The 23593-nt window shown below is 52.7% G+C and carries 19 protein-coding genes; 12 read left to right on the forward strand and 7 right to left on the reverse strand.

Annotation, left to right across the window (positions count from 1 at the left end):
* Window positions 1–134 precede the first annotated feature (134 nt).
* The 3 genes from ACM615_RS17750 (at window position 135) to ACM615_RS17760 (ending at window position 948) form a co-directional block, all read left to right on the forward strand.
* Window positions 135–335 (forward strand): hypothetical protein, encoded by a 201-nt coding sequence (locus tag ACM615_RS17750; RefSeq protein WP_232829945.1) that lies wholly within the window; start codon window positions 135–137, stop codon window positions 333–335.
* Window positions 336–443: 108 nt separating this feature from the next.
* Window positions 444–677 carry a YgdI/YgdR family lipoprotein gene (locus ACM615_RS17755; protein ID WP_120162870.1) on the forward strand — a complete coding sequence of 78 codons (234 nt, stop codon included), beginning with the start codon at window positions 444–446 and terminating at the stop codon, window positions 675–677.
* Between the two features lie 43 nt (window positions 678–720).
* A complete protein-coding gene (locus tag ACM615_RS17760; protein WP_112290154.1) occupies window positions 721–948 on the forward strand; it encodes a YgdI/YgdR family lipoprotein in 228 nt (75 codons plus the stop codon).
* 82 nt (window positions 949–1030) lie between these two features.
* Here the strand turns inward: ACM615_RS17760 and ACM615_RS17765 are convergent, their stop codons facing one another.
* Window positions 1031–2830, reverse strand: a complete 1800-nt coding sequence (locus ACM615_RS17765; RefSeq protein ID WP_132964004.1) for a sodium:solute symporter family transporter — start codon at window positions 2828–2830, stop codon at window positions 1031–1033.
* A gap of 270 nt (window positions 2831–3100) precedes the next feature.
* On the opposite strand from ACM615_RS17765, the gene ACM615_RS17770 reads away from it, so the two are divergent.
* From ACM615_RS17770 to ACM615_RS17800, 7 genes are all read left to right on the forward strand, one after another.
* Window positions 3101–4456 (forward strand): alginate lyase family protein, encoded by a 1356-nt coding sequence (locus ACM615_RS17770; RefSeq protein ID WP_431012249.1) that lies wholly within the window; start codon window positions 3101–3103, stop codon window positions 4454–4456.
* Window positions 4453–6591 carry a heparinase II/III domain-containing protein gene (locus ACM615_RS17775; protein WP_431012250.1) on the forward strand — a complete coding sequence of 713 codons (2139 nt, stop codon included), beginning with the start codon at window positions 4453–4455 and terminating at the stop codon, window positions 6589–6591. Before ACM615_RS17770 ends, ACM615_RS17775 begins: the two co-directional genes overlap by 4 nt.
* A 10-nt stretch (window positions 6592–6601) precedes the next feature.
* The gene (locus tag ACM615_RS17780; protein ID WP_431012251.1) at window positions 6602–7378 is read left to right on the forward strand and encodes an SDR family NAD(P)-dependent oxidoreductase; all 777 of its coding nucleotides are present in this window, start codon (window positions 6602–6604) and stop codon (window positions 7376–7378) included.
* A 94-nt stretch (window positions 7379–7472) separates the two neighbouring features.
* A complete protein-coding gene (locus ACM615_RS17785) occupies window positions 7473–8183 on the forward strand; it encodes a FadR/GntR family transcriptional regulator (RefSeq protein WP_120162875.1) in 711 nt (236 codons plus the stop codon).
* 248 nt (window positions 8184–8431) lie between these two features.
* On the forward strand, window positions 8432–9298 hold the full coding sequence (locus ACM615_RS17790; RefSeq protein ID WP_159282490.1) for a helix-turn-helix domain-containing protein: 867 nt from the start codon (window positions 8432–8434) through the stop codon (window positions 9296–9298).
* Window positions 9299–9432: 134 nt separating this feature from the next.
* Window positions 9433–10731, forward strand: a complete 1299-nt coding sequence (locus ACM615_RS17795; protein WP_431012252.1) for an MFS transporter — start codon at window positions 9433–9435, stop codon at window positions 10729–10731.
* Window positions 10732–10990: 259 nt separating this feature from the next.
* Entirely contained in the window at window positions 10991–13432 is a 2442-nt protein-coding gene (locus tag ACM615_RS17800; RefSeq protein ID WP_431012253.1) for a family 78 glycoside hydrolase catalytic domain, read from the forward strand.
* Between the two features lie 79 nt (window positions 13433–13511).
* Here ACM615_RS17800 and ACM615_RS17805 read toward each other — a convergent pair whose 3' ends face one another.
* Genes ACM615_RS17805 through rstA form a run of 3 tightly spaced genes read right to left on the reverse strand, consistent with a single transcriptional unit; the run spans window position 13512 to window position 17048 of the window.
* Window positions 13512–14993: a carboxypeptidase M32 gene (locus ACM615_RS17805; protein ID WP_431012254.1), complete on the reverse strand. Its 1482-nt coding sequence runs from the start codon at window positions 14991–14993 to the stop codon at window positions 13512–13514.
* Window positions 14977–16320: a two-component system sensor histidine kinase RstB gene (rstB, locus tag ACM615_RS17810; RefSeq protein ID WP_132964010.1), complete on the reverse strand. Its 1344-nt coding sequence runs from the start codon at window positions 16318–16320 to the stop codon at window positions 14977–14979. The genes ACM615_RS17805 and rstB overlap by 17 nt, the downstream gene beginning before the upstream one ends.
* A complete protein-coding gene (gene rstA / locus ACM615_RS17815) occupies window positions 16317–17048 on the reverse strand; it encodes a two-component system response regulator RstA (RefSeq protein ID WP_129638187.1) in 732 nt (243 codons plus the stop codon). Before rstA ends, rstB begins: the two co-directional genes overlap by 4 nt.
* A 296-nt stretch (window positions 17049–17344) precedes the next feature.
* Here rstA and ACM615_RS17820 point away from each other — a divergent pair, with 296 nt between their 5' ends.
* Window positions 17345–17764 (forward strand): hypothetical protein, encoded by a 420-nt coding sequence (locus ACM615_RS17820; protein WP_112290134.1) that lies wholly within the window; start codon window positions 17345–17347, stop codon window positions 17762–17764.
* Window positions 17765–17847: 83 nt separating this feature from the next.
* Here the strand turns inward: ACM615_RS17820 and ACM615_RS17825 are convergent, their stop codons facing one another.
* From ACM615_RS17825 to ACM615_RS17835, 3 genes are read right to left on the reverse strand one after another with little or no spacing between them, the layout of a single operon-like run.
* Entirely contained in the window at window positions 17848–19083 is a 1236-nt protein-coding gene (locus ACM615_RS17825) for a c-type cytochrome (protein ID WP_129638188.1), read from the reverse strand.
* Complete coding sequence (locus ACM615_RS17830) at window positions 19080–20843, reverse strand: GMC family oxidoreductase (protein WP_112290136.1); 1764 nt, start codon at window positions 20841–20843, stop codon at window positions 19080–19082. Before ACM615_RS17830 ends, ACM615_RS17825 begins: the two co-directional genes overlap by 4 nt.
* Window positions 20844–20858: 15 nt before the next feature.
* Window positions 20859–21608 (reverse strand): gluconate 2-dehydrogenase subunit 3 family protein, encoded by a 750-nt coding sequence (locus ACM615_RS17835; RefSeq protein WP_431012255.1) that lies wholly within the window; start codon window positions 21606–21608, stop codon window positions 20859–20861.
* A 423-nt stretch (window positions 21609–22031) separates the two neighbouring features.
* Between ACM615_RS17835 and ACM615_RS17840 the strand changes: the two genes are divergently transcribed.
* Complete coding sequence (locus tag ACM615_RS17840) at window positions 22032–23525, forward strand: YchO/YchP family invasin (RefSeq protein ID WP_431012256.1); 1494 nt, start codon at window positions 22032–22034, stop codon at window positions 23523–23525.
* Window positions 23526–23593: the final 68 nt, after the last annotated feature.

The following is a 23593-nucleotide window of genomic DNA, read 5'->3' on the forward strand; positions in this document are numbered from 1 at the left end:
AGTGAGTTTGGTACTCATCCGTAAACAACAACTCAGAAAGCATTATGGTAAAGGTTGGGTAAAAAAGGGCAACTTCTTCCTGACTCTGCCGTTAAACAATGTATGTCTTTTTTTGGGTGCTGAAGGGAGTGGCGGTGGAAAATTCAAAAATGGCCTTTGAGGAAGCCTGCCGTATGGTGGGTGAGTGCTGTCTGATGTTTGCGCAAAACGGCCAGGAAATCAGTCGTGAGCGGCTGGCATTGTGGCTGGGCCGCGCTCAGGAAGAGGCGGTTGATGCCATTGGCGAGCCTAATGATGCGCTGCAACTTGCCATCGAGCGCCTTAAAGGTCGCTGATAAAACAGTCAAAAAACTTCCGTTTGTCCTATTTTTCAAGGCCTCCCGAAAGAGTGACTATACTTACTAAGCTAATTGTTAAGTCAGAACCCTTTCAGGAGGAAATGTATGAAGAGGAATAACCTAATCGCCGCATCGCTGGCCGCCGTTTCAATTTTGTTTGTGGCAGGCTGTGCATCGAATCAGGCTATTAAAACGACGGACGGAAAAACCATCGTGACGGACGGGAAACCTCAGGTAGATGACGATACAGGTCTGGTCTCCTATACCAATGCGGAAACCGGCAAGACCGAGCAGATTAATCGCGATCAGGTTAAAAACATGAGCGAACTGGATAACTGATTTATCCGGAAACGTATAACGAAAGGAGAAGATCATGAAGATCATGAATAGGACATTACTTTTACCCTTAGCAGCTGTGTTATGTGTCGCTGCGCTGTCGGGCTGTACACGCACAAGTTATGCCATCCAGACGAATGATGCGCGAACCATCATCAGTGACGGCAAACCAAAAGAAGCCGATTCCGGCTTGCTGGAATACACCGATGCCAACGGTGTGAAACAGCAGATCAGCAAAACTGAAGTGAAACAGGTAACAGAACTTCCGAAGTAAATCCGGTGCTCTCTTTTTTGTCTGACATTAAAACCCGCTGATAAAGCGGGTTTTTTATGACCGGTATCGCGGGTAACTTGCGCTATCTCTGAGACGTCGCCACATTCCTCTTCAATGCTTTTTCAGCCTGTGCCGCTTTCATTCCTTTCTCTGCGCTGCGATGTAAAATCCAGCCGAAAAGCAGAATGGACAGGGCGCACAACAGGAATAAAATACGTCCCCACAGCGGATTCGGCACCAGCACCATCAGCAGTAGACCCGCACCCATGTACATCGAAATGCGGCCGATTTTATCGCGCTGTAACCGGTCAAACTCATCTTGTTCATGGTCGGCATAGACCGGCGTTTCCATATCGGTAAAGAACTGCTGACGCTGGGTATTTCTCGCCGAGGCGTTCTCACGATAAAACAGCGTCGTCAGGCAGAAGAAGCCGCCGGTAAACACCAGATGGGCAAAAATGTTCCACATGATGGCGACGTCCAGCAGTTCGCGTTTGGTCAGTGTGATACCCAGCAGACGGGCGACATCCGGCGCGGTGAACAAGTTCGCGACCACGTAAGACACGCATAAACCAAACAACACGGTGACCCACGCCGCCCAGTCAGGCGTTTTACGGATAAACACGCCGAGGAACAGGGGCACGACAATCGGTGCCTGCATCAGTGTGCCGACTTTCATCATCAGGTCGAACAGGCTGACGGTCTGCATGGTGTGCATGTATTGCGCCACCAAAATGACCAGCACGCCATTCACCACGCACGCAATCTGGCCCACGCGCAGCTGGTATTTATCGCTGCGCTCGCTGTTACGATTAATGATCGGCGTCCAGAAGCTGCGCACGAAAATCCCCGAGTTGCGGTTCAGCGCGCAGTCCATCGATGACATTGTCGCGGCGAACAAGCCAGCCATCAGCAGACCGACGGTGCCCATTGGCATCGCGCGTTCAGCGAAAATCAGATACACCGCATCGGTGGCGTTTTTGCCCAGTTCCGGATGTGCCGTAGCCGCGTCAGGATAAAGGATCGCCACCGCCCACGGCGGGATGAACCAGATAATCGTGCCCACCAGCATCAGTACCAGCGCAAACAGCGCCGCTTTTTTGGCATTAAAACTGTCTTTGGCATTCAGGAAACGGTAGGAATCTTGCAGGTTATTGATGCTCTGTACGTTCTTGATAAAGAAGAACAGGAAGCAGGCTACCAGCAGTGAAATATAATGCGGGCCGACATCCGGACCGGTAAAGAACCCGGATGGGAATTCTGTCACCAGCTTCACCGGGCCGCCGACTTTAAACAGCGCCACCACCGCGCAGGCGATGGAAATAATTGCCACCACCAGCGTCTGCACAAAGTCACTTGCCACCACGCCCCACGCGCCGCTCAGCAGCGAAATCACCAGCACCACGATGCCCGTCACCCATAACGTCAGCGTAATGTCATGCTGGAATACTGCACTGGCAAACACGGCCAGACTGTTCAGCCACACGCCCGCACTGAGGATACTCAGCGGGATAATCATCCAGGTGAAAAATTGTTCGTTACCTTTGCCGAAGCGATGGTTAATCGCCTCTGTGGCAGTATCAACCCGTAACTGACGGAAGCGGGCGGCGAACCACCACCAGGCGACCAGATAGCCGAACACGTTACCGGCGAACACGCTGACGACGTTGAACCCGTAGCGGTAAGCCTGTCCGGCCGCGCCGGTGAATGTCCAGGCGCTGAACTGGATCATAAAGGCGGTCGCGCCGACCATCCACCAGAGCATTCGCCCGCCGCCGCGAAAGTAGTGGCTGGAGGAGCCGGAGGCCATCTTTTTGAACGCATAACTGATGGCAATCATTAAGACGAAGTAACCGATCATGACCAGAACGTTGATATCCATTGTCGTGACTCTCTCGTTTGTAGGGTGAGATGTTTTTGGTTATGTGTTTTTGGTTATGTATTGAGCAAGCGTAGAAGAGAGAAATGAAATTAAAAGTCGGACAAATAAGAAATGCTTAGTTTGTTATCAAATTGTGATTTCGGTCACTTGTCGGGCTTAATGTGGGTTTTTAAGTCAATTCTGACTGGCGAAACTGAAAGTTCATTGCTTTATTAGTATGACTAAAGCGTGAGATCTCATCGGGACAATGGCGCGGAGCCGGGAGAAAACATGAAGTTAATGCAGGGCAAAAAGGTGAAAAGAACGGTGAACAGCATGACCACCGGCGCAACGCTGCTGCTGGCGCTGATAACGGGTTCTGCGGGCGTACTGGCCGCTGAACCGGCATTTCTGAATCCGGCGCAGATGGCCGTTGTCCGCCAGCAACTGCGTGACCACAATGCCGCGCCACAAACCACTGACGCGTATCAGCATCTGCTGGCGGCGGCGGATTCCGCGCTGAAAAAGCCTGAACTGAGTGTGACCGATAAAGGTATGACGCCGCCGGGCGGTTCGAAACATGATTATCTCAGCCTGAGCGCGTACTGGTGGCCGGATGACAGCAAACCCGATGGCCTGCCGTGGATCCGTAAAGACGGTCATGTGAATCCCGCAAGCAAAAATGATCAGAGTGATGGCGTGCGGCTGGCTGATTTCACCGCACGGGTGCAGAACCTGACGCTGGCCTGGTATTTCTCCGGCGAACAGAAATACGCGGATAAAGCTGCCAGCCTGCTGCGCACCTGGTTTATCACCCCACAAACGCGAATGAACCCGAATCTGAATTACGCGCAGGGCGTGCCGGGTATCTCGCCCGGGCGCAACGCCGGAGTGCTGGATGGACGCTATTTCTCGACCCGGATTGTGGATTCTCTGGTTCTGTTACGGGGTAATCCGGCGTGGACCGACAACGACGAACAGCAAATGCGCGCGTGGATGCAGGATTATCTGACGTGGTTGCAGGGCAGCAAAATCGCCAAAAAGGAAGGACGCACGGAGAACAATCACGGCAACTGGTATGTGACGCAGGTTTCCGGTATTGCGTGGTATCTGGGCGATAAAGCGGTGATTGGCGATATGGTGAAGCTGATGAAAAGTAAGCTGGATGTGCAGCTGAAACCCGATGGCACGCAGCCCGCTGAACTGGCGCGGACGCGATCGTTTCATTACAGCTATTTCAATTTGCAGGCGATCAGCATGATGGCGGTGCTGGCGCAGAAAAATGGTATCGACCTGTGGCATTACCGCACGTTGCAGGGGGGCAGTGTGCTCAAATCGCTGGATTTCATGGCGCGCTTTACCGATCCGGCGCTGCCGTGGCCGTACAAATCACTTGATCAGATCCGCGTGCGTCCGGTGCCGTTACTTTCCTGGGCGGATAATGCCACCGGTGAGAAACGCTACGAGCAGCAAATTCGCAGCGCAACATTCACTCTGCCGCGAGCGGTGAAACCGGCTTCCGGCGGCTATCACGAAGACGTTACCCGCGGCGCAGTCATGGAAGCTGAAAGAGAAACGTGGTTGCTTTCACTGCCTTCCTTTGCGAAGGGATACGTCGCTCCACAGGTGGCGGAGGATAAAAAATGAATGACTGGCAGCCGTTGCTGATAAGCGTCAGTGAAGCGGAGAAACTGCGTGAACAGATTAACGCGGATTCCCCTTTGGGCGCGGCGCTGCGGGCGCACATCGTCACGCTGGAACAAATGCTCGCGCAACCGCTGAATATTCCCGGTCACGGCGAAGCGGGCGGGCCGGAGCATACGCAGCACAAACAAAACTACCTGGGGATCAATCTGGCCGGGCGTTTATATCTGATCACCGGTGAGCCGCGTTACCTGGATTATGCGCTGGCGCTGCTGAACGGTTATGCCGCGATTTATCCGTCGCTGGGCAGTGCCATCAGCAAAGACAGTAATTCGCCAGGCCGTTTATTCCATCAGACGCTGAATGAAAACATGTTCTGGCTGTACGCCGTCGAAGGCTATCACTGCCTGATCCCGGCGCTCAGCGAGACTCAAAGGGAAAATATTGAAACAAACTTGTTTCAGGTGATGGCGGATGACGCGCTGAACCGGCATACCAAAGATTTCGATATCGTGCATAACCACGGCATCTGGTCAGTGGCGGCGGCGGCAATCAGCGGTTACGTGCTGGGCGATTCAGTGCTGGTGGAAAAGGCGCTATACGGACTGCAAGGCAACAGTGAAAGTGGCGGTTTTTTTGCCCAGCTGAGACAGCTTTTCTCCCCGGACGGATATTACATCGAAGGCCCGTATTATCACCGTTTTGCGCTGCGCCCGCTGCTGTTGCTGAGTGAGGCCATCGAACGTCGCCAGCCGGAACTGGAGATTTATACGTTCCGCGAGCAGATCATCAGGAAAACCTGTGAAGCCCTGATGCAGACCGCTTTCCCCGACGGAACCTGGCCTGCGCTGAATGATTCCTCGAAAACCATCAACATCCGTGATGATGGCGCGGTAATCGCCGCCAGCGTTTGTTACTCCCGTTACGGCCACAATCCGCAGTGGATTGCCGTCGCCCAACAACAGCACACCGTTTGGGTCAGCGCCGCCGCGCTGGAATTATCCGATGCGTTGCAGCAATCGCCCGCGCGGCCTGTGAAGTGGGGCAGCGTCCAGCTACGTGATGGCCCCGAAGGGACGCAGGGCGGCATCGGTATTTTGCGGAGCAACACAGAAAATCAGGATATGGCGCTGATGTGGTACGGCCAGCACGGCAGTATTCCGCGCCTGCATTCGGCACTCAATCACGGACACTTTGACGGCCTGCATCTTAGCCTGTTCAGCCGCGGACGTGAGTTCCTGCGTGATTACGGTTTTGGCCGCTGGGTAAACGTCGAGCCGAAATTCGGCGGACGATACATCCCTGAAAATAACAGTTACTGCAAGCAAACTGTCGCGCACAACACCGTGGTGGTGGACGGGCAAAGCCAGAATCACGGTGACAGCCTTGAGGCTGAAAAACGCTGGGGCGAACCGCATTTCTTCGTGACGGATAATCCGGAAAAACAGGGTATGAGCGCCCGGCTGAAAAACTACACGCCGGGCGTCGACCAGCAACGCACGGTGCTGATGCTCAGCCTGCCGGAACTTTCATCACCGCTGATGGTGGACGTTTTCCGCCTGACCAGCGCACAGCCACATGGTTACGATTATTGTCTGCATCATCTCGGCCAGTTTGTCCGCACAGACGTCACCCTGGAGGTGCCCGGCGAGCTGAAACCCCTGGGCAAAGATCACGGTTATCAGCACTTATGGGATGGCGGGCGCGCTGAAATCGCCGCGGGGGATTCGGCACTGTTCAGCTGGCTTGACGGCGACAGCTACCGCACGCTGGTCAGCGCTTTCCCTGAAGGCGGCCAACTGATTGTCGCCCGTACCGGTGCGAACGACCCACATTTCAACCTGCGCTGCGAACCGGCATTACTGCTGCGTACTCACGGCACGAATGCCATTTTTGCCAGCGTATTTGAAACCCACGGTTTTTTCGACGAAGCCACCGAAACGTCTGTTAATGCGCGCAGTAAGGCCGAACGCATCATCGTGGTGAGCCATGACGATGAGCAAACTGAACTGAATATTTACTTTGCCAATAATCGCACATTGAACGTTCGCATCAGTAACCGTGCCGCACCGGCAGCGGAAGACGCGTTCAGCGTGGCGTGGCAATCCGTCTCACCTCTGAACATCCCTGAATCATAAAGGAGTCATTATGTTTAACGATTTGAAAGGTCAGCGTGTTTTGATTACCGGTTCAACTAAAGGCATTGGTCTGGCGGCGGCGCAGGCATTTGCGGCGGCGGGCGCAAAGGTCGGGATTAACGGCCATCGTCATGATGCCAGCCTCGATAAACTGGCGGCTGATATCGCTAAAAATGGTGGCGAAGTGGCGTACTTTGGCGCAGATGTCACGAAATCTGCCGAATGCGAAGCACTGGTGGCGAACTTTGTCGAACGTTTTGGCGGAATAGATGTACTGATTAATAACGCCGGCGGTCTTGGCGGGCGTCAGGGGCTGGAAAACATCGACGACGATTTTTATAACCATGTGATGGATTTGAATGCCCGTTCGGCGCTGATGGTCACAAAATTCGCCATTCCGCATTTACGTCATGCGGCGAAGCAAAACGGTAAAACCACGTCGGTGATCAGCACCGGTTCCATTGCCGGACGTGAAGGCGGCGGGCCGGGAGCGAGTCTGTACGCGGCCTCAAAAGCCTGGCTGCACAACGTTCACCGTAACTGGGTGAAGGAATTCACCAAAGACAATATCCGTTTCAATGTTATCGCGCCGGGCACTATCGACACTGTGTTTCACGCGGATAAAAGTGCAGAAGTGCGTGAGAAAATCGCCGGGTCTATTGCGATGGGACGTTTCGGTTCGGCGGAAGAACTGGCACCGTCTTACCTGTTTTTCGCCTCGCACGCCTGCAGCGGTTACATTACCGGCCAGATATTAGACGTTAATGGCGGTCAGATGGCGCCGTAGCGCACAGTTTGGGTGTTTCAGTGCAACGGCCCCATGCAGCGTGCCGTCGCCTGAACTATGATGTCGGCAATCTGCACAGTAAAAAGGGAAGAGCATGACGTTGCAGTTTGAAACCGCCGCAGGCATGACCCGTGGCCTGAATACCCATATCGCACGTGATATTGCACGTAAAATCCTGTCGGGCGAACTGGCGTCGGGAGCCATTTTGCCAAGTGAAATCGAGCTGGGCGAACAGTTTGGCGTCAGTCGTACCGCACTGCGCGAGGCGTTGAAACTGCTGACCTCCAAAGGGCTGCTGGAGTCGCGGCCTAAAATCGGCACCCGCGTCAAAGAACGCGCGCAGTGGAACATGCTGGATCCGCAGTTGCTGGAATGGATGCAGGGCATGGAAGCGACAGAAGAAATCTATCACCAGTTTCTGGAATTTCGCAAAGCCATTGAACCGCACGCTACCGCGCTGGCCGCCGTGAATGCCAGCAAAGAACAGCGCATCGAACTTTCGCGGATCTACCGACAGATGTGTCATGTCGCTGAAAATTTTGATGCTGAGCAGTGGGTGGATATCGATACCAAATTTCACCGGATGATCTTTATTGCCTCCGGTAACTGTTTTTATGTGCCGTTTGGCAACGTGCTGACCACTATATTCAAATGGTTTTTTGAATATTCCTCAAAAGAAGGGGGCATGTGTCTGAATGAGCATAAGAGGATTTACGAAGCCATTATGGCCGGGGATGAAGGTGCCGCTTTTTCTGCGTCGCTGAGCCTGATGAAAGGGCATAAGCACCGGTTGCATCAGACATAACGGACAGAGAACCGTTGCACCACGTTTATCAAGCGCAGATATTTCTGCGCTTTTTTATGCGTGCTGATCCTGAAATGAGATTTCTGATACAAAAATGAAACAAATGTCACGGGCGCTTACGCCACAGTGCCAGTGCATCGTATAGACTTGTCATAATTATTACGGTCTAATCTTTTTATCGACACGAAATATTTAAATGACCCGGTAAAGTTACAGTGAATTATATTAATCATTAACTCGGTGAATGCATGAAAATACTCAAGGTCAGTGATTTCTTTCTTTCAGAACATCATGCTTTCAGTTTATTCGATATGAACCGACAGTCGATGGAAGATGTACACGTGCATGAATTTGATGAACTGGTTATTGTCCGCAATGGCAGCGGCTTTCATATCATCAACGATCAGGTGGAGTTTATTCATAAAGGCGACTTTTTTATCGTCAGCGCGCACGATGTTCACTGTTATGAATCTACTAATAAGTTGTCAATAATCAATATTCTGCTACATAAAGAACGACCTTTTCATTTTATCAATAACATCGCTGAATTGACGGCAGGGATCAAAGAATATACCGGGTCGATGAAGAGACGTCGTACAGGATTAACGGATGAAGAATTGGCCAGAGTGATTGAACTGACGGATAAAATCACCCGGCAATGTGATGCCCGATATGATAACGCCTACTTTGCGACCGCAGAGTCTTATTTATTATCGATGATAGTGATGCTTTACCAGTGTGCCATGCGTAAAGAATGTCGTGCCAGTGAGACAGAATCAGGGAAGCGCCATCTGCTGAATCATCTGCGCGAAAATTATACCTGCACGATTAACTGGGATTATTTGTGCGAAGAAAGTGGTGTCGCTAAAAGAACCATGTTCAGATTTATAAAGGAGATCACCGGCTTTACACCGGAAAGGTTCCAGCAGCGCTATCGTTTATTAAAAACGCAGGAGTTATTGCGAACCTCGGATTTAAGCATAGGGAAAATAGCCACGCTGTGTGGATTTTCCACCACATCACGCCTGACGGAAGCGTACAAAAAACAGTTTCAAAGAACACCCTCTCAGGAAAGGATGAGAGTCAGTAACAGTGTTATTTCAACCACGCGTTAATAACCTGTTCTGTTAATTTAAAGCAATAATTTAAAGCAATAGTTCAAAGTAATAATATCAAACCATAATAACAGTAAACAGAAAGGACCTCTCAAGGATCATTTAATTCACGTACACCTCTGAAGGACATTATTATGTCAACCACTAAACAACCTAATCCCTGGTACGTCGGGGTGGTTTCCGGCATGGCGTCATATATTGATTCTGCTGCTATTGTTTCAAACGGAACGGCTCTGGTTATTTATCAGAAAACGATCGGCACCACGGTAGTTCAGATAGGAATACTTTCAGGAATACTCACGCTGAGCATTGCGCTGGGGGCACTGACGGGCGGAAGGCTGGGCGATTGTTACGGCAGACGCAAAGTCTTTATTGCCACCATGATAATGATCATTATCGGCACGTTGTTTCTGGCATTCGGCGACACTTTTGCGCTGCTGCTGGCGGGAACATTGCTGGTCGGGCTGGCCACTGGTGCAGATTTACCCGTTTCTCTGGCGACAATTGCCGAAGCGGCAACAGACAAAAACCGCGGCAAGATTATCGGCTTGTCGAATCTACTGTGGTTCTTAGGGATTGGCAGCACGATGGCAATTTCTGCCGTCGTAGGCGGGTGGGGGCGGCCCGGTGCGCAGATTATGTATCTGCATGTCTGCGCCGTGGCCGTCGTTTTGCTGGCGTTGCGCTGTACCATCCCGGAATCCCCATTATGGCTGATCGCCAGAAACGAAAGGCGTGCAGGCATTGTGACGGTGCGGGCTCAGAAAGCCTCATTTAAAGATCTCATCCACGGGAAATACTTGTGGCCGTTTATTGCGCTGTGTCTGTTTTACGCTTTCACCAATCTTGCCGCGAATACCGGTGGTCAGTTTGGCACCTATATCGCGGTAAACGTGGTGGGTATTTCTGTTGAACAAAATTCGCTGTGGAATCTGCTGACCATGCCGGTCGGAGTGTTGGCCGGGATCATGTTTATGCGCTTTGTTGATACGCCGAAACGTATTCCCGCATTTATTCTGGGGGCTATTTGTTTCGCGGGCGGATTCTTCCTGCCGGTATTATTTAATTTCTCACCTGCCTCCTGGTTCTGTTGTCTATTCTTTACTGCTATAGGCAGCGGACTGGCTTTCGAAGGGATCATGAAAGTCTGGTCACAGGAATCGTTCCCAACCATGCTGAGATCGACGGCGCAAGGTATTATCGTCGCTATCTCCCGGTTGTTATGCGGTGTACTGGCTTTTATTACGCCGCTGTTACTGGAAGCCGAACCGCAGGTGCTTTATACCCTGTTATCCGCGACAGTGGCTTCCGGATTATTGATCGGCTGGATCTGTTTCCGCGGAAAACAACGAAACGAATTCAACAGTGAGGCCGGAGTGCTCATAAAAGAAACAACGCCTGAATATCCGGCATCCGCTGTTAAACAAATTTAGTTATCTATCTTCACCGAAATTACGAAAGGAGTCACGAATTATGCTCGCAGTAACCAGACTTACACTGAATCAGGAATCCGCATTATCAGGCGTGCAGGAACTTCCTGTATTGGGTTGGGAGATTGAAAGCCACAACAGAAACGTCCGGCAAACGGCGTATCGGATCCAGATTAGCCATCAACAGAGTTTTGATAATGTTCTGCTTCGCGGCGAATGGCAGGAAAGTGATTGTTCAAATAATGTTCCGTTAATGGAATTAATGCTTACCTCGTCCCAGCATTATTTTATTCGTGTGCAGGTGCGTGATAATTATGGCGAGACCAGTAACTGGAGTTCTCCCGCAGAGATGATATCCGGGGTACTTTATACACACGAATGGCAGGCTGATTTTATTTCTGCTGAAACACCGGCTGATAAAGATCAGTCCGCGGGCACATTACTGAGAAAATCGTTTGTCCTCAACTGTACTGAAGATATTCAGTCAGCCTTTATTCATGTCAGCGCGCTGGGGCTTTATGAATTACATCTTAATGGCCAGAAAGTCGGAGAAGATGCCCTGACGCCGGGCTGGACGAGTTATCACAATCACTTACTTTATCAGACCTATAATCTGACCAGCCATCTGGAAAAGGGTGAAAACGTCATTGGCGCCATTGCAGGTGCAGGCTGGTACAAAGGCGATATGGGGTTCAGCCGTCATCGTAACTATTACGGCGAGCAAACTGCGTTTATTTCGCAACTGGTCATCAATTACAAAGACGGTTCTCAGGAGGTTGTGGTCAGTGATGAAAGCTGGAAATGCCACGACTCCGCCATTCTTTTTTCAGAAATCTATGACGGCGAAATTTATGATGCGCGCCGGGAAATCCCCGGCTGGTGCGCGAAAGGTTTCTCTGACAATGCCTGGCGCCCGGTCAGTCGTGTGACGCATGAAAAATCCACGCTGGTCGCACAGGGAAGTAACACGGTCAGAAAAATGGAAGAACTCAAACCGGTACGGCTTATCACCACGCCGCAGGGCGATACCGTCATGGATTTTGGTCAGAATCTCAGCGGTTGGGTAGAGTTTACGGTCCGGGGCAACGCGGGCGATAAAGTGGTGCTCCGCCACTTTGAAGTGCTGGATGCGCAGGGCAATGTGTATCTTGATAACCTGCGTTCAGCCACGCAGCGCACTGAGTATGTTCTCAAAGGTGAGGGCGAAGAAACCTGGCATCCGCATTTCACCTGGCAGGGATTCCGTTTTGTGAAAGTAGAGGAGTATCCGGCACCGCTGGATCTGAATAATTTCACTGCGATTGTTTTGCATTCCGCAATGGAACAGACCGGCTATTTCGCCTGCTCAAATCCTGAATTGAATCAGTTGCATCACAACATTTTGTGGGGCCTGAAAGGTAACTTTGTTGATGTGCCGACGGACTGCCCGCAGCGTGACGAAAGGCTGGGCTGGACGGGCGATGCACAGATTTTTTGCCGCACGGCGAGCTATCTGATGCAAACCCGCAATTTCTTCGCCAAATGGCTGACCGATCTTCGTTATGACCAGACGCCGGAAGGCGGCGTGCCGCACGTTATCCCGGATATCCTTACCGGCTATTGTGGCAAAGACCGTTTGCTGTCGGAAGGCGGAACCCATTCCGCATCGGCGTGGGCGGATGCTGCGGTGATCAATCCGTGGACGATGTACCTGATGTATGGCGATACCAACGTGCTGGAAAACCAGTACGCCAGCATGAAAGGCTGGATTGATTTCATGACTGACCATGCCGAAAATCATATCTGGCGCTACAAATTGCAGTTCGGCGACTGGGTGGCGCTGGATGCAAAAGAGGGCAGTTATTTCGGTGCCACGCCAAACGACCTGACCTGCACGGCGTATTACGCTTACTCCACGCAATTGTTCGCTAAAACCGCCAAAGTGCTGAAACGCAACGCAGACTATGAACATTACCATGCCCTGCATCAGGCGATTGTCGCGCGTTTTCAGGAGGAATTCTTCACACCGTCCGGGGGCCTGACGGCAAGAACGCAAACCGCTCACATTCTGGCGCTGTATTTCAATCTGGTACCCGAGGCGTTTCGCCAGAAAACGACTGATACGCTGGTTGAATTACTCGAAGAACACGACGGTCATCTGGTCACCGGTTTTGTCGGCACGCCGTATTTCTGCCATGCACTCAGCCAGAATGGCCGCGTCAAAGAAGCGTGGAATTTACTGCTGAAAGACGATTTTCCGTCATGGTTGTATCAGGTGAAAGCCGGTGCCACCACCATCTGGGAACACTGGGATGGCATTAAACCGGACGGCAGTATGTGGAGCGCTGACATGAATTCCTTCAATCACTATGCTTACGGCGCAGTGGGCGAATGGCTTTACCGTGTGGCGGCGGGGATTGAAGCGGACGAGGAACAGCCCGGATTCAAGCATTTCATCATCAAACCGCTGACCGGCGGTGGCCTGAACTGGCTGGAAACGCGCTATCAGTCGGTTTACGGCGCAATAGGCGTCCGCTGGGATGTCAGTGGTCAGGACGTCAGTCTTTGCGTGAATGTTCCGGCAAATACTTCCGCTACTCTGGTGCTGACGGGCGCAGAAACTTTACTGGAAGCCGATGGTGTGAAATTTATCCGTAATGCTGAAGGGTTTACCGCCGAGGTTGGCTCTGGCGAATACCGGCTGAAATATCACGTCGCGGGATAAAGGGGTCAGGTAGCAGGTCGTTGAAGAACACCTCCTTTGCGAAAAGGAGGTGTTTTTTTACAGCTGGATTACAGCTGAATTACAGATAGCGATTTTCGAGATGTGTGCGGAAGAACGCCGGATTCAGCGTCTCGCCCGTGGCATTTTTGATCAGCTGATCCGTCGAGAAACGGCTGCCGTGTTGCCAGATATTTTGCTGCAACCACTGGAACAACGCCGTCAGGTCGCCGCGTACGATATCGTCCTGCAACGTTGGGATCGCTTTGTTGGCCGTCTGGAACAATTGCGCGGCATACATCGCACCCAGCGTATACGTCGGGAAATAACCAAATCCGCCGTCGGTCCAGTGAATATCCTGCATACAACCGTCGCGGTAATTCCCGACGGTATTGATGCCCAGATATTCCTTCATCTTGCTGTTCCACAAGGCCGGAATATCGTCAACTTCAACGTCACCTTCCATCAGTGCTTTTTCGATTTCATAACGCAAAATCACGTGCGCCGGATAGCTCAGTTCATCAGCATCAACGCGGATGAAACCAGGCTGAACGCGCTGGTTCAGTTTCATAAAATTGCTTTCATCCAGCCCATCGCGATGGCCGAATTGCTCGATTACCAGCGGGTAAACTGACTTCAGGAACGGCTCGCTGCAACCTAATTGCATCTCAAACAGCAGGCTTTGAGATTCATGCACGCCCATTGAGCGTGCGTTAGAAACCGGCTGCCCCAGCCATTCTTTCGGCAGATTCTGCTCATAACGCGCATGACCCGTTTCATGGATCACACCCATCATGGCGCTGAGGAATTCATCTTCGTTATAGCGCGTGGTGATACGCACATCCTGCGGCACGCCGCCACAGAACGGGTGCGCGCTGACATCCAGACGACCGGAGCCAAAGTTAAAGCCCAGACGTTCCATCACTTTCAGCCCAAGCTGGCGCTGTTTTTCGATGTCAAAAGGACCCTGCGGCGCGATGCGGGTTTCAGATTTTTGCTTTTCGACCACGGTCTGCAACAAATCCGGCAACCAGGTTTTCAAATCGCCAAACAGCACGTCGAGTTTCTGCGAGGTCATACCCGGTTCGTACAAATCGAGCAGGGCATCGTAGCGGCTGATGCCCGCGGCTTCTGAACGCAGCTGCGCTTCCTGACGGCTCAGTTTCACCACTTCTTTCAGGTTATCAGCGAAACCTTCCCAGTCATTGCTTTTGCGCTGAATGCGCCATGCCTGCTCGCAACGCGCACCTGCCAGTGATTTTGCCTGCACCAGGCTTTCCGGCAGCAGGGCTGCTTGCTGATAATGACGACGCATCTCACGCAGGTTTGCCTGCTCCACGTCGTTGAGCTGTTCGCCGCCCGCCTGCTCCAGCCATTCACCTACCTGTTTCGCGGTGAGGATCTGATGCGTCAGCACGCTCAGTTCGGCCAGTGCTTCCGAACGGGCTTGTCCGCCTTCCGGTGGCATCATGGCGGCGGCGTCCCAGCCTGCAATTGCCGATAAGTGGCCAAAGCGGGAGAGGCGGGCGAAGGTGTCGTGTAGTTTTTTATAAGCGATGGTCATTGTGGCTCCCTTCCTGATTTTCGTTATTAGGCTGCTCAACAGCCAGATTAAATGTCGGTTTTACCGGCCAGCTGAAACGCAGACTGGCACCGCCCAGCGGGCTGCTGTCAACGGCGATGCGTCCCTGATAGGCCACGGCGATGGAATGTACGATAGCCAGCCCCAGCCCGCAGCCGCCGGTAGCGCGATCGCGGCTTGGGTCCAGACGCACGAAAGGTTCGAAGATCCGCTGACGTTCTTCCTGTGGAATGCCTGGCCCGTCGTCTTCGACTTGCAGGCTGGCCAGTTCACCGTCCAGCCACAGGCTGACGCGCAGGGTTTCCTGTGAATAACGCAGCCCGTTATTGACCAGATTATCCAGCACGCGCTCCATCAGGCGTAAATCCACGCCGCCGAAATCGCTGTTTTGCGGCGCGTCATAAAGGATCGTGCGCTCGGTGATCATGCGGAAATCATCGACTTTGTCTTCCAGCCATTCTGCCAGATTCACTTTTTCAAGATTCAGCGTCACCTGCGGCCGGTCAAGGCGCGCATACGTCAGCAGTTCATCGATCAGCGCTTCAAGCTGCCCGATATCCCGGTTGATGGCGTTTTGCTCCGCCTCGGGTAAATTTTCGCTGATCGCCAGCCGGTAACGCAGGCGAACCAGCGGTGTACGAAGCTCATGCGCAATGCCGTCGATCAGCAGCTTTTTACTGGCCACCAGCGTGCTGATATTGTCCGCCATCTGATTAAATGCCACACCCAGACGGTTCAGGCTGGAGGTCGAATCAAAATCAATGCGTTCGTCAAGATGCCCGTTACCCAGGCGCAGCGCCGAGTTTTCCAGACGCAGCAAATCCTGCCAGTGAGGGCGCATCCACAGGAAAACGGGTAAAGCGAGCGACAGGCCGATGAACATCAGCAGAACGAAATCAAGCACGCGCATTTCGTGCATGTAAAACAGATAAGGGATCGGACCGACTACCAGCACGTAATGGCTGCGCGGCACCCGCTGGATAAACGTATATTCATCATCGAGCGCGACAATTTCGCCGTCTTTCAGGCGCTGATCGAGCAGCGGGCTGAGTTTGCGTTTACCAAGAGGTTCAATGTGCAGTTTGAAAGACAGATTCAGATCCAGCGTATTGATGGTCTTATTCCAGTCTTTGATCGGGATTTCCCTCAGCTCACTGCGCATTAAATAGAGCGAACTTTTCATCAGGTCGTTCATGGACTGCCGGCCGGTTTTCTCCGCGGTCACTTTATAGACCAGCCCGACCAGCATCGCCATGACCATAAAGCAGACCAGCAGTAACAAAAAGAACTGGATGAAAAGCTTTTTCATTCCTGCAGCGACTCCCAGGCGTTAGGGGCAAACAGATAGCCTTTGTTACGCACGGTTTTAATGCGGAAGGGCTCAAGGGTGTTGTCATATAACTTGCGACGCAGGCGGGAAATCGCCACATCGATACTGCGATCCAGCCCGTCATAGCTGACGCCACGCAGGTTTTTCAGCAAAGCTTCGCGATCCATAATGCGGCCTGCGTGGGTCGCCAGTTCCCAAAGCAAATCAAAGTCGGAAGTGGAAAGCACAATAGTTTCATCCACCAGCGTGACTTCACGGTTCACCGGATCGATACATAACTGGCCAAAGTGCAGGGCATTGCCGCTTGTCAGCGCCTGAACCGGCTGTTCACTCTGCAGGGTCTGCGCCGGACTCTGGCGTAAATGCAGGCGCAAACGCGCCAGAAGCACTGCCGGTGGCGTCGTTTTCAGGATGTAATCGTTCGCGCCCATTTCCAGCGATAAGATGTGGTTCATGTCGCTGTCGAGCGAGGTCAGCAATACGATGGGCCCCGGAAATATCGGCCGTAAATCGCGGCACAACGTCATGCCGTCTTTGCCGGGAAGCATGATGTCCAGCAGGACAAGATCGGGTTTTTCTTTCTCAATGCGTGCCTGCGCTGTATCGCCACGCGGCTCAACCAGAACATCGATATCGTGTTTACCCAGATAGGCGGCGATCAGGTTGCCGACTTCTACATCATCTTCTACAAAAACGATTTTATTCATTGGCTTGCTGCTTTAAGAAATCCGGTGAGTAGGATAGCGTGACCCGGCTGGCGACGCCATCCTGCGAGCGTAATAGAACATGTCAGTTTTGCGGCGTAAATTCCATATACGCGAAATACTTTCGATAAATTCTGAAATGATAAATTTTGTCTGATCAGGCAATAATTGCTCAAACTTAAGCACCCGAACCGACTGGCAAAGTATCGGTGAATTATGCCATTATATAGGTGAATATCTTCATCGTTACAGATTGATTTACCTAATTGATTGACCCTGACCAGGAAGAGGAATAGGGGATGAATGAAAACCGCCTGGTACCTGATGCGCGCAGTCAAAAAGCGACCTTTGACTATATGGAGTATTTGTCCGCATCCTGCAAAAAGAAATGGAGCTTTGTTGACGCGATTTACGGTGTGATGCCGTTCTTCGGCATGGTACTGAAATCCCGCTCTAAAAAAGAAAATTCCCGGCAGGAAGCCTTACGCGCACTGGCTTTACAGGTGGTGTCCACGCAGGTCAGCGATGAAACCAATATCGTCCGGCTGATTGAACTGGCAGAGCAGCAAAATATGTACAGCATTGATATTAACCTGCCGTACTCACTGACCGAAGAACAGCTCACTGCGATTAAAGTGGAATGCAAACATCTGGTGCAATTAAGTCAAAATAACGATCATCTGTTAGTACAGATTATGCAGATGCCTTCCAGGCACTGATTTATCCGTGATGCTTGTAAAAAGAAAGGCCGCTTGCGCGGCCTTTCTCATTTTCAGATCACGCTGAATGCGCAGTTTCCTGCTTATTTCTTCAGTTCTGCACGCAGGTCTTTCACGTCTGAGGCTGACACCGGCGCAGCGGCATTTCCCCAGCTGTTACGGATATACGTCAGCACGTTCGCCACATCGGCGTCACTCATGTTGGCATCAAACGAAGGCATAGACGGCGCCGTTGGTTTGCTGTCCGTTGCGACCGGACGGCTGCCCGTCAGCACTACGCGGATAAGCGATGTGGCATTGGTCTGATTGATCAGCGCGGAATCAGCCAGACGCGGGAACAGTCCATCCTGACCTTTGCCGTCCGGTGTATGGCACGCAGAACAACGGTCAGCATAGATGTGCTTCCCGGCCATCATGGCGTTATCTTCCGCTTTCACCGGCGCAGGGGCTTTATTCCCGCTGTCGTGTCCGCTGTCTTTCAGATAAACCGCCACGGCTTTGAGATCCGCATCCGTCCAGTGCTGTGAAGAATTCGTCACTTCTTCAGCCATCGGGCCTGATGCCATATCGAAGCGGTTAGAACCGGTCTTCAGATACTGCATCAGATCTTCCTGCGTCCAGTTGCCGATACCGGTGTGTTTATTGGTGGTGATGTCCGGAGCAACCCAGTTTTCCACCACGGCGCCCTGCAGGAACTCGCTGTCTTTATCGCCGCCAATCATATTTTTCGGCGTGTGGCAGGTTCCGCAGTGTCCCAGGCCTTCAACAATATAGGCGCCGCGATTCCACTCAGCAGACTTATCCATCTGCGGTTTGAATTCGCCTTTGTTGAAGTTCAGCCAGTTCCAGCCCATCAGACTGGTACGGACGTTGAACGGGAACGGCAGCTGGTTGGTTTCGACTTCGTGATGCACTGGTTGCAGGGTTTGCAGATAAGCCCAGATGGCGGCGTTATCGTCACGGGTGACTTTGGTGTACGCCGTGAACGGCATGGCACCATACAGACGTTTTCCGCCGTGACCGATGCCTTCGGACATCGCGCGCTGGAAGTCGTCGAAGCTCCATTTACCGATACCTGTTTCCGGATCCGGCGTGATGTTTGCGCCGACCAGACGGCCAAACGGCGTTTCAATCGGCACGCCACCGGCGAAAGGTTTGGCATCCGGCGTTGAGGCCGTATGACAGGCCGCGCAGTCGCCCACGGTGGCCAGATAACGCCCGCGTTCTACCTGATCGAAAGAGCCGTCACCCGCGGCATGTGCCAGACCGGAAACGCTCAATGCCAGTAATCCGAGTGAGAATGACGTTAACTTTTTCATGCGATCATCTCTCCCGGTTTTTTCAGATAGAAGTTACGGATGGCATGGGCAGCTTTAAATGCCAGCGCGCCAACGGTGCCGGTCGGGTTGTAACCCGGGTTTTGCGGGAAGGCGGAAGCGCCGACCACAAACAGGTTAGGTACATCCCAGACTTGCAGGTGTTTGTTGACGGAACTGGTGGAAGGATCCGCGCCCATCACAAAACCGCCGACCACGTGTGAAGACTGATACGGTGTACCGTTCCAGTGGCCTTTCATCGGGTTAGCAACCAGCTGGCGCGGGTTCATTGCCTTGGCGATTTCAGCGACTTTACCGGTGCAATACGCGGCCATCTTCAGGTCATTTTCCGGGAAGTCGAAGGTCACACGCAGCAGCGGACGACCTAAACGATCCTTATAGTTTGGATCGAGCGACAGATAGTTGGTTTTAGTGGTGTAACTGCTGGCCTCACAACCGATCGACATAGAACTGAGGTAGTTAGCGACCGTGGCTTTTTTCCACTCGCTGCCCCATTTCGGCGTTCCCGGCGGAACAGGGCGGTAACCGATTGGCGCGCCACCGATTGGCGTCACGCGGATACTGCCGCCGCCGAAGAAGCCCAGACCGCTGTGGTCAAAGTTGTCATTGTTAAAATCATCAATGCCCATACCGACCGCGCCTGCGCCGATGAACGGGTTGAAGTTTTTGTCATCAAAGAACAGCTGCACGCCGTTGGCGGTCTGATAAGCATAATTTCGACCCGTGGTGCCGCTTAACGTCACCGGATCGTACGGTTTGCCGATACCGGAAAGCAGCATCAGACGCACGTTTTCAAAGGTGAATGCGCTGACAATCACCAGATCTGCCGGCTGTTCCCACTCGTCGCCGGAAGAATCGATGTAAACCACGCCGGTGGCGCGTTTGCCGGTGGAATCGGTCAGTACCTGCATCACTTCGCAGTTGGTGCGGGCTTCGAAATTCTCTTTGCGGATAAGCGCCGGTAACACGGTGGTGATGGCGCTGGCTTTCGAGTAGTTTGCGCAGCCGTAGTTAGTGCAGAAACCGCAGTAAGTACATGGCCCCATTTTCACGCCGAGCGGGTTGGTATAAGGCTCGGAAATCAGCGAAGAGGGCACGGGGAATGCTTTGTAGCCCATGTTGCGCGCGGCTTCAGCAAACAGCGTCGGGCCATAAGGCTGATCCATCGGACGGGTCGGATACTCAATCGAGCGCATCCCTTCATACGGGTTACCGCCATCATGATGTTCGCCTTTCACATTGCTGGCTTTCCCGGAAACCCCGGCAAGGCGTTCGAAAGACGCGTAATGCGGTTCCATTTCATCCCAGTCGGTGCCCCAGTCCTGCAACACCAGTTCTTCCGGGATAGCGTTAGCGCCGTAACGTTCGGTCAGATGGCTTTTAAGACGGAATTCATCCGGCTGGAAACGGAAGGTGATCCCCGCCCAGTGGTTGCCTGCGCCGCCGGTGCCGTTACCTGGGTGGAAAGAACCCCATTCGCGCATTGGCAGGGCAGTTTGCGCCGGATTGTTGCGGATAGTGATGGTGTTCTGGCGGGTGCGCAGCATCAGTTCCTGACGGCTGTTGTAGCGCAATTCATCGGTGACGGTGGCCACGTTGAAATCACGGGCGGTATCGCGCCACGGGCCACGCTCAATCGCCACTACGTTGAGGCCTTCATCGCATAATTCATTGGCGATGATTGAACCGGCCCAGCCGAGCCCGATCACCACCACATCAGTTTTAGGTAATTTCTTTGCCATAATGTTGTTCTGCCCTTAACTTTTCATTTTCCATGCGTCGCCGCCCGAAATACTCAGCGGTTCCAGATCGAGTTTCTGGTTATGTTTGCCGACATATTCGCGGTAGTCGTAGCGTGCGCCAGGGAAGCCCAGCATTTTCCACGACACCATATTGCGGTTACCGCCATAAATCGGATCGGCAAAGAATCCTTCCATGGTGTTTTTCAGCGCAATGGCGAAGAACAGTTTGGAATCGATCCCATTGAGGGCTATTTTTCCGTTTTCCAGACCGGACAGAATTTGGTCCTGCTGGTCACCGGGCAGGTCTTTGAACAATTTCTGGTGCTGAGACTGGGTATATTTATCCAGTGCGGCCAGGCCAAGACGGTAGCGTTGCTGGGGAACCAGCGGAGACTGATCGCCTTGCTCCGGCGTGCCTTCCTGGAAAGGCCCTTCCATATAAAGGCGGGCGTAGGTGCCGTAGAAACCAGCCAGCTGGCGGTCGATAAACACCGCGCAACCGGCGTCTTTGCCGCCCACACTCAGATTATCGGCAGGCACCAGCCGGTCAACGATGGCTTCCATTGCGGCGGCTTCAGCGTCGGTGAAGAACGCCCAGCCATCGATGTCAATTTGCGGTGGCGGACTCGCATCGAAGGGGCTCCACACGGGCGTACCTTTGAGCGTGACTGCGTTTGCGGCTTTGGCTGCGCCCAATACCGCTGAGGCTGCCGTGAACGAGAGAATCTGCCGGCGTGTCACACCGGGCAATGTTTTTTTGCTCATTTATGTTCCCTGTTTTTTAGAAGGGCTATGTGTTGCAACAACTGGCTATAAATGGCGCTGATCCTGCCTGTTACCGGCGGATAAACTTCCACGGAGAAACGCCGTTCTGATTTGAGATACGCTCTGCTAAAGCAGTCGGGTGGCATCAGAAATCGTTAACCTGCTAAGGATAAATGAAAACAGACTGTAAAGATAAATGGTTAGTGTGTTAAAAATGTTATTAAATGTGTGTGAATTGATTATTTCGATGTAATTTTAGATGAGATTTTGTGATCTGATGACAAATCATCCATATATTCATCAAGGAAATGAATTCAAATGATTTCACTTAAGGAGAAGGGGTGTGTGACCTTTTGTGGCATGAAGGTTGAATTATGCTGCTCGTGAGGTAAGATCAAATATTACCTGCAAAATGTGTAAGGCATGACAAACGTCACAGATTTTTTTTCTGATTTATTGAAGCGTTACGCAGTCCCTGCCATTCTCGCAGGGGGAACTGCTCTTTATGCTGTAAGCGCCAGTGCGCTGACGGCAGACCCTGCCGAATACGGCGGCCTCAGCTATAAACTTACCGGTTTCCTGCCGGCCAGCGATAATCATTCAACGTTTAATACCGGCACTGCGCCGCAGACTAATGTTCTGCCGAATCTGGGCAGCCAGTACATTAAGAATGATACCGGCCCGAGTGCCACTGAAAAACAGCTGGCAACCACCCTGAAAGAACTGGGAACCACCACCACTGACAGCGACGATCCGCTGCGCATACAGGCCGAAACGCTGGCGCTGACTCAGGCCGCCAAACTGGTGCAGAAAGAAACCAGCAGCTTGCTTTCGCCGCTGGGCACGGTCAGTACCACGCTGGATGTGACCGGGCATAATCTTGATGGCAGCTCCGGTCAGCTCTTCAGCCCGTTATACAATTCTGAAAACAATCTGGTCTACAGTCAGATCGGTCTGCAAAGCGCGGCTGACGCCACGGTCGGTAACTTCGGTTTGGGACAGCGCATCAATACCGGCCCGTGGATGCTGGGCTACAACGCGTTTATCGATAATGATTTTGACCGTCAGCTGACGCGGGGCAGTCTGGGTGCGGAAGCCTGGACAGACTATCTGCGATTCTCGACCAACTATTATCAGCCGTTGTCCTCCTGGAAAGCCGACAGCAGTACGTCGACGCAGTTGCGCCGTCAGGCTCGCGGTTATGACATCTCCACCAAAGGGTATTTGCCGTTTTATCGCCAGCTGGGTGCGTCGCTCAGTTACGAACAGTATTTTGGTGATCGGGTCGATTTATTTGGTAACGGAACGCGCCAGAGCAATCCGTCGGCGGTGTCGTTCGGACTCAATTACACGCCAGTTCCGCTGGTGACGGTGATGGCGGAGCATCAGGCGGGGCAGGACGGCGATAACCAGGATCTGGTTAAACTGACGCTGAACTACCGGCTGGGCGTGCCGCTGGCTCAGCAGTTGTCATCGCAGAATGTGGCGGCAGCGCGATCGCTGCGCGGCAGCCGGATGGATATGGTCGATCGCAATAACATGCCGGTGATGGAATTTAAGCAGCGCAAAACGTTATCGGTGTTTTTAGCCACGCCGCCGTGGTCATTGCAGCCGGGCGAAACAGTGCCGCTCAAACTGCAATTACGTGCGATGAATACCATCGTGGCGCTGAGCTGGCAGGGTGACACGCAGGCACTGAGCCTGACACCACCGGCGAATAACCGTAACCCTGATGGCTGGAGTGTGATTGTGCCGCCGTGGGATAACTCGCCGGGCGCGACCAACAGTTACCGGCTTTCCGTCACGGTTGAAGACAGTAAATCGCAGAAAGTGACATCGAACTGGATTACGCTCAATGTCTCCCCGCCGCTGACCGCACAACCGCAGTACGGCGACGATGCGGGGCTGAATTTCTAGCTAAGGCAGAAAGGCGAATTGCTTTTGCTCCTCCCCCTGCGCGAAGGGGGAGGTTGCGAGGGGGTTTT

This window comes from Rahnella sp. PAMC25617 (genome assembly GCF_050606005.1).
GTDB classification, from domain to species: Bacteria; Pseudomonadota; Gammaproteobacteria; order Enterobacterales; family Enterobacteriaceae; genus Rahnella; species Rahnella variigena.

Coding starts and splice junctions, on each gene's coding strand:
- ACM615_RS17795 (WP_431012252.1), top strand. CDS start 9,433: ATGTCAACCACTAAACAACCTAATCCCTGGTACGTCGGGGTGGTTTCC.
- ACM615_RS17755 (WP_120162870.1), top strand. CDS start 444: ATGAAGAGGAATAACCTAATCGCCGCATCGCTGGCCGCCGTTTCAATT.
- ACM615_RS17840 (WP_431012256.1), top strand. CDS start 22,032: ATGACAAACGTCACAGATTTTTTTTCTGATTTATTGAAGCGTTACGCA.
- ACM615_RS17780 (WP_431012251.1), top strand. CDS start 6,602: ATGTTTAACGATTTGAAAGGTCAGCGTGTTTTGATTACCGGTTCAACT.
- ACM615_RS17765 (WP_132964004.1), bottom strand. CDS start 2,830: ATGGATATCAACGTTCTGGTCATGATCGGTTACTTCGTCTTAATGATT.
- ACM615_RS17800 (WP_431012253.1), top strand. CDS start 10,991: ATGCTTACCTCGTCCCAGCATTATTTTATTCGTGTGCAGGTGCGTGAT.
- ACM615_RS17775 (WP_431012250.1), top strand. CDS start 4,453: ATGAATGACTGGCAGCCGTTGCTGATAAGCGTCAGTGAAGCGGAGAAA.
- ACM615_RS17790 (WP_159282490.1), top strand. CDS start 8,432: ATGAAAATACTCAAGGTCAGTGATTTCTTTCTTTCAGAACATCATGCT.
- ACM615_RS17770 (WP_431012249.1), top strand. CDS start 3,101: ATGAAGTTAATGCAGGGCAAAAAGGTGAAAAGAACGGTGAACAGCATG.
- ACM615_RS17830 (WP_112290136.1), bottom strand. CDS start 20,843: ATGGCAAAGAAATTACCTAAAACTGATGTGGTGGTGATCGGGCTCGGC.
- ACM615_RS17760 (WP_112290154.1), top strand. CDS start 721: ATGAATAGGACATTACTTTTACCCTTAGCAGCTGTGTTATGTGTCGCT.
- ACM615_RS17785 (WP_120162875.1), top strand. CDS start 7,473: ATGACGTTGCAGTTTGAAACCGCCGCAGGCATGACCCGTGGCCTGAAT.
- ACM615_RS17825 (WP_129638188.1), bottom strand. CDS start 19,083: ATGAAAAAGTTAACGTCATTCTCACTCGGATTACTGGCATTGAGCGTT.
- ACM615_RS17820 (WP_112290134.1), top strand. CDS start 17,345: ATGAATGAAAACCGCCTGGTACCTGATGCGCGCAGTCAAAAAGCGACC.
- ACM615_RS17835 (WP_431012255.1), bottom strand. CDS start 21,608: ATGAGCAAAAAAACATTGCCCGGTGTGACACGCCGGCAGATTCTCTCG.
- ACM615_RS17805 (WP_431012254.1), bottom strand. CDS start 14,993: ATGACCATCGCTTATAAAAAACTACACGACACCTTCGCCCGCCTCTCC.
- rstB (WP_132964010.1), bottom strand. CDS start 16,320: ATGAAAAAGCTTTTCATCCAGTTCTTTTTGTTACTGCTGGTCTGCTTT.
- rstA (WP_129638187.1), bottom strand. CDS start 17,048: ATGAATAAAATCGTTTTTGTAGAAGATGATGTAGAAGTCGGCAACCTG.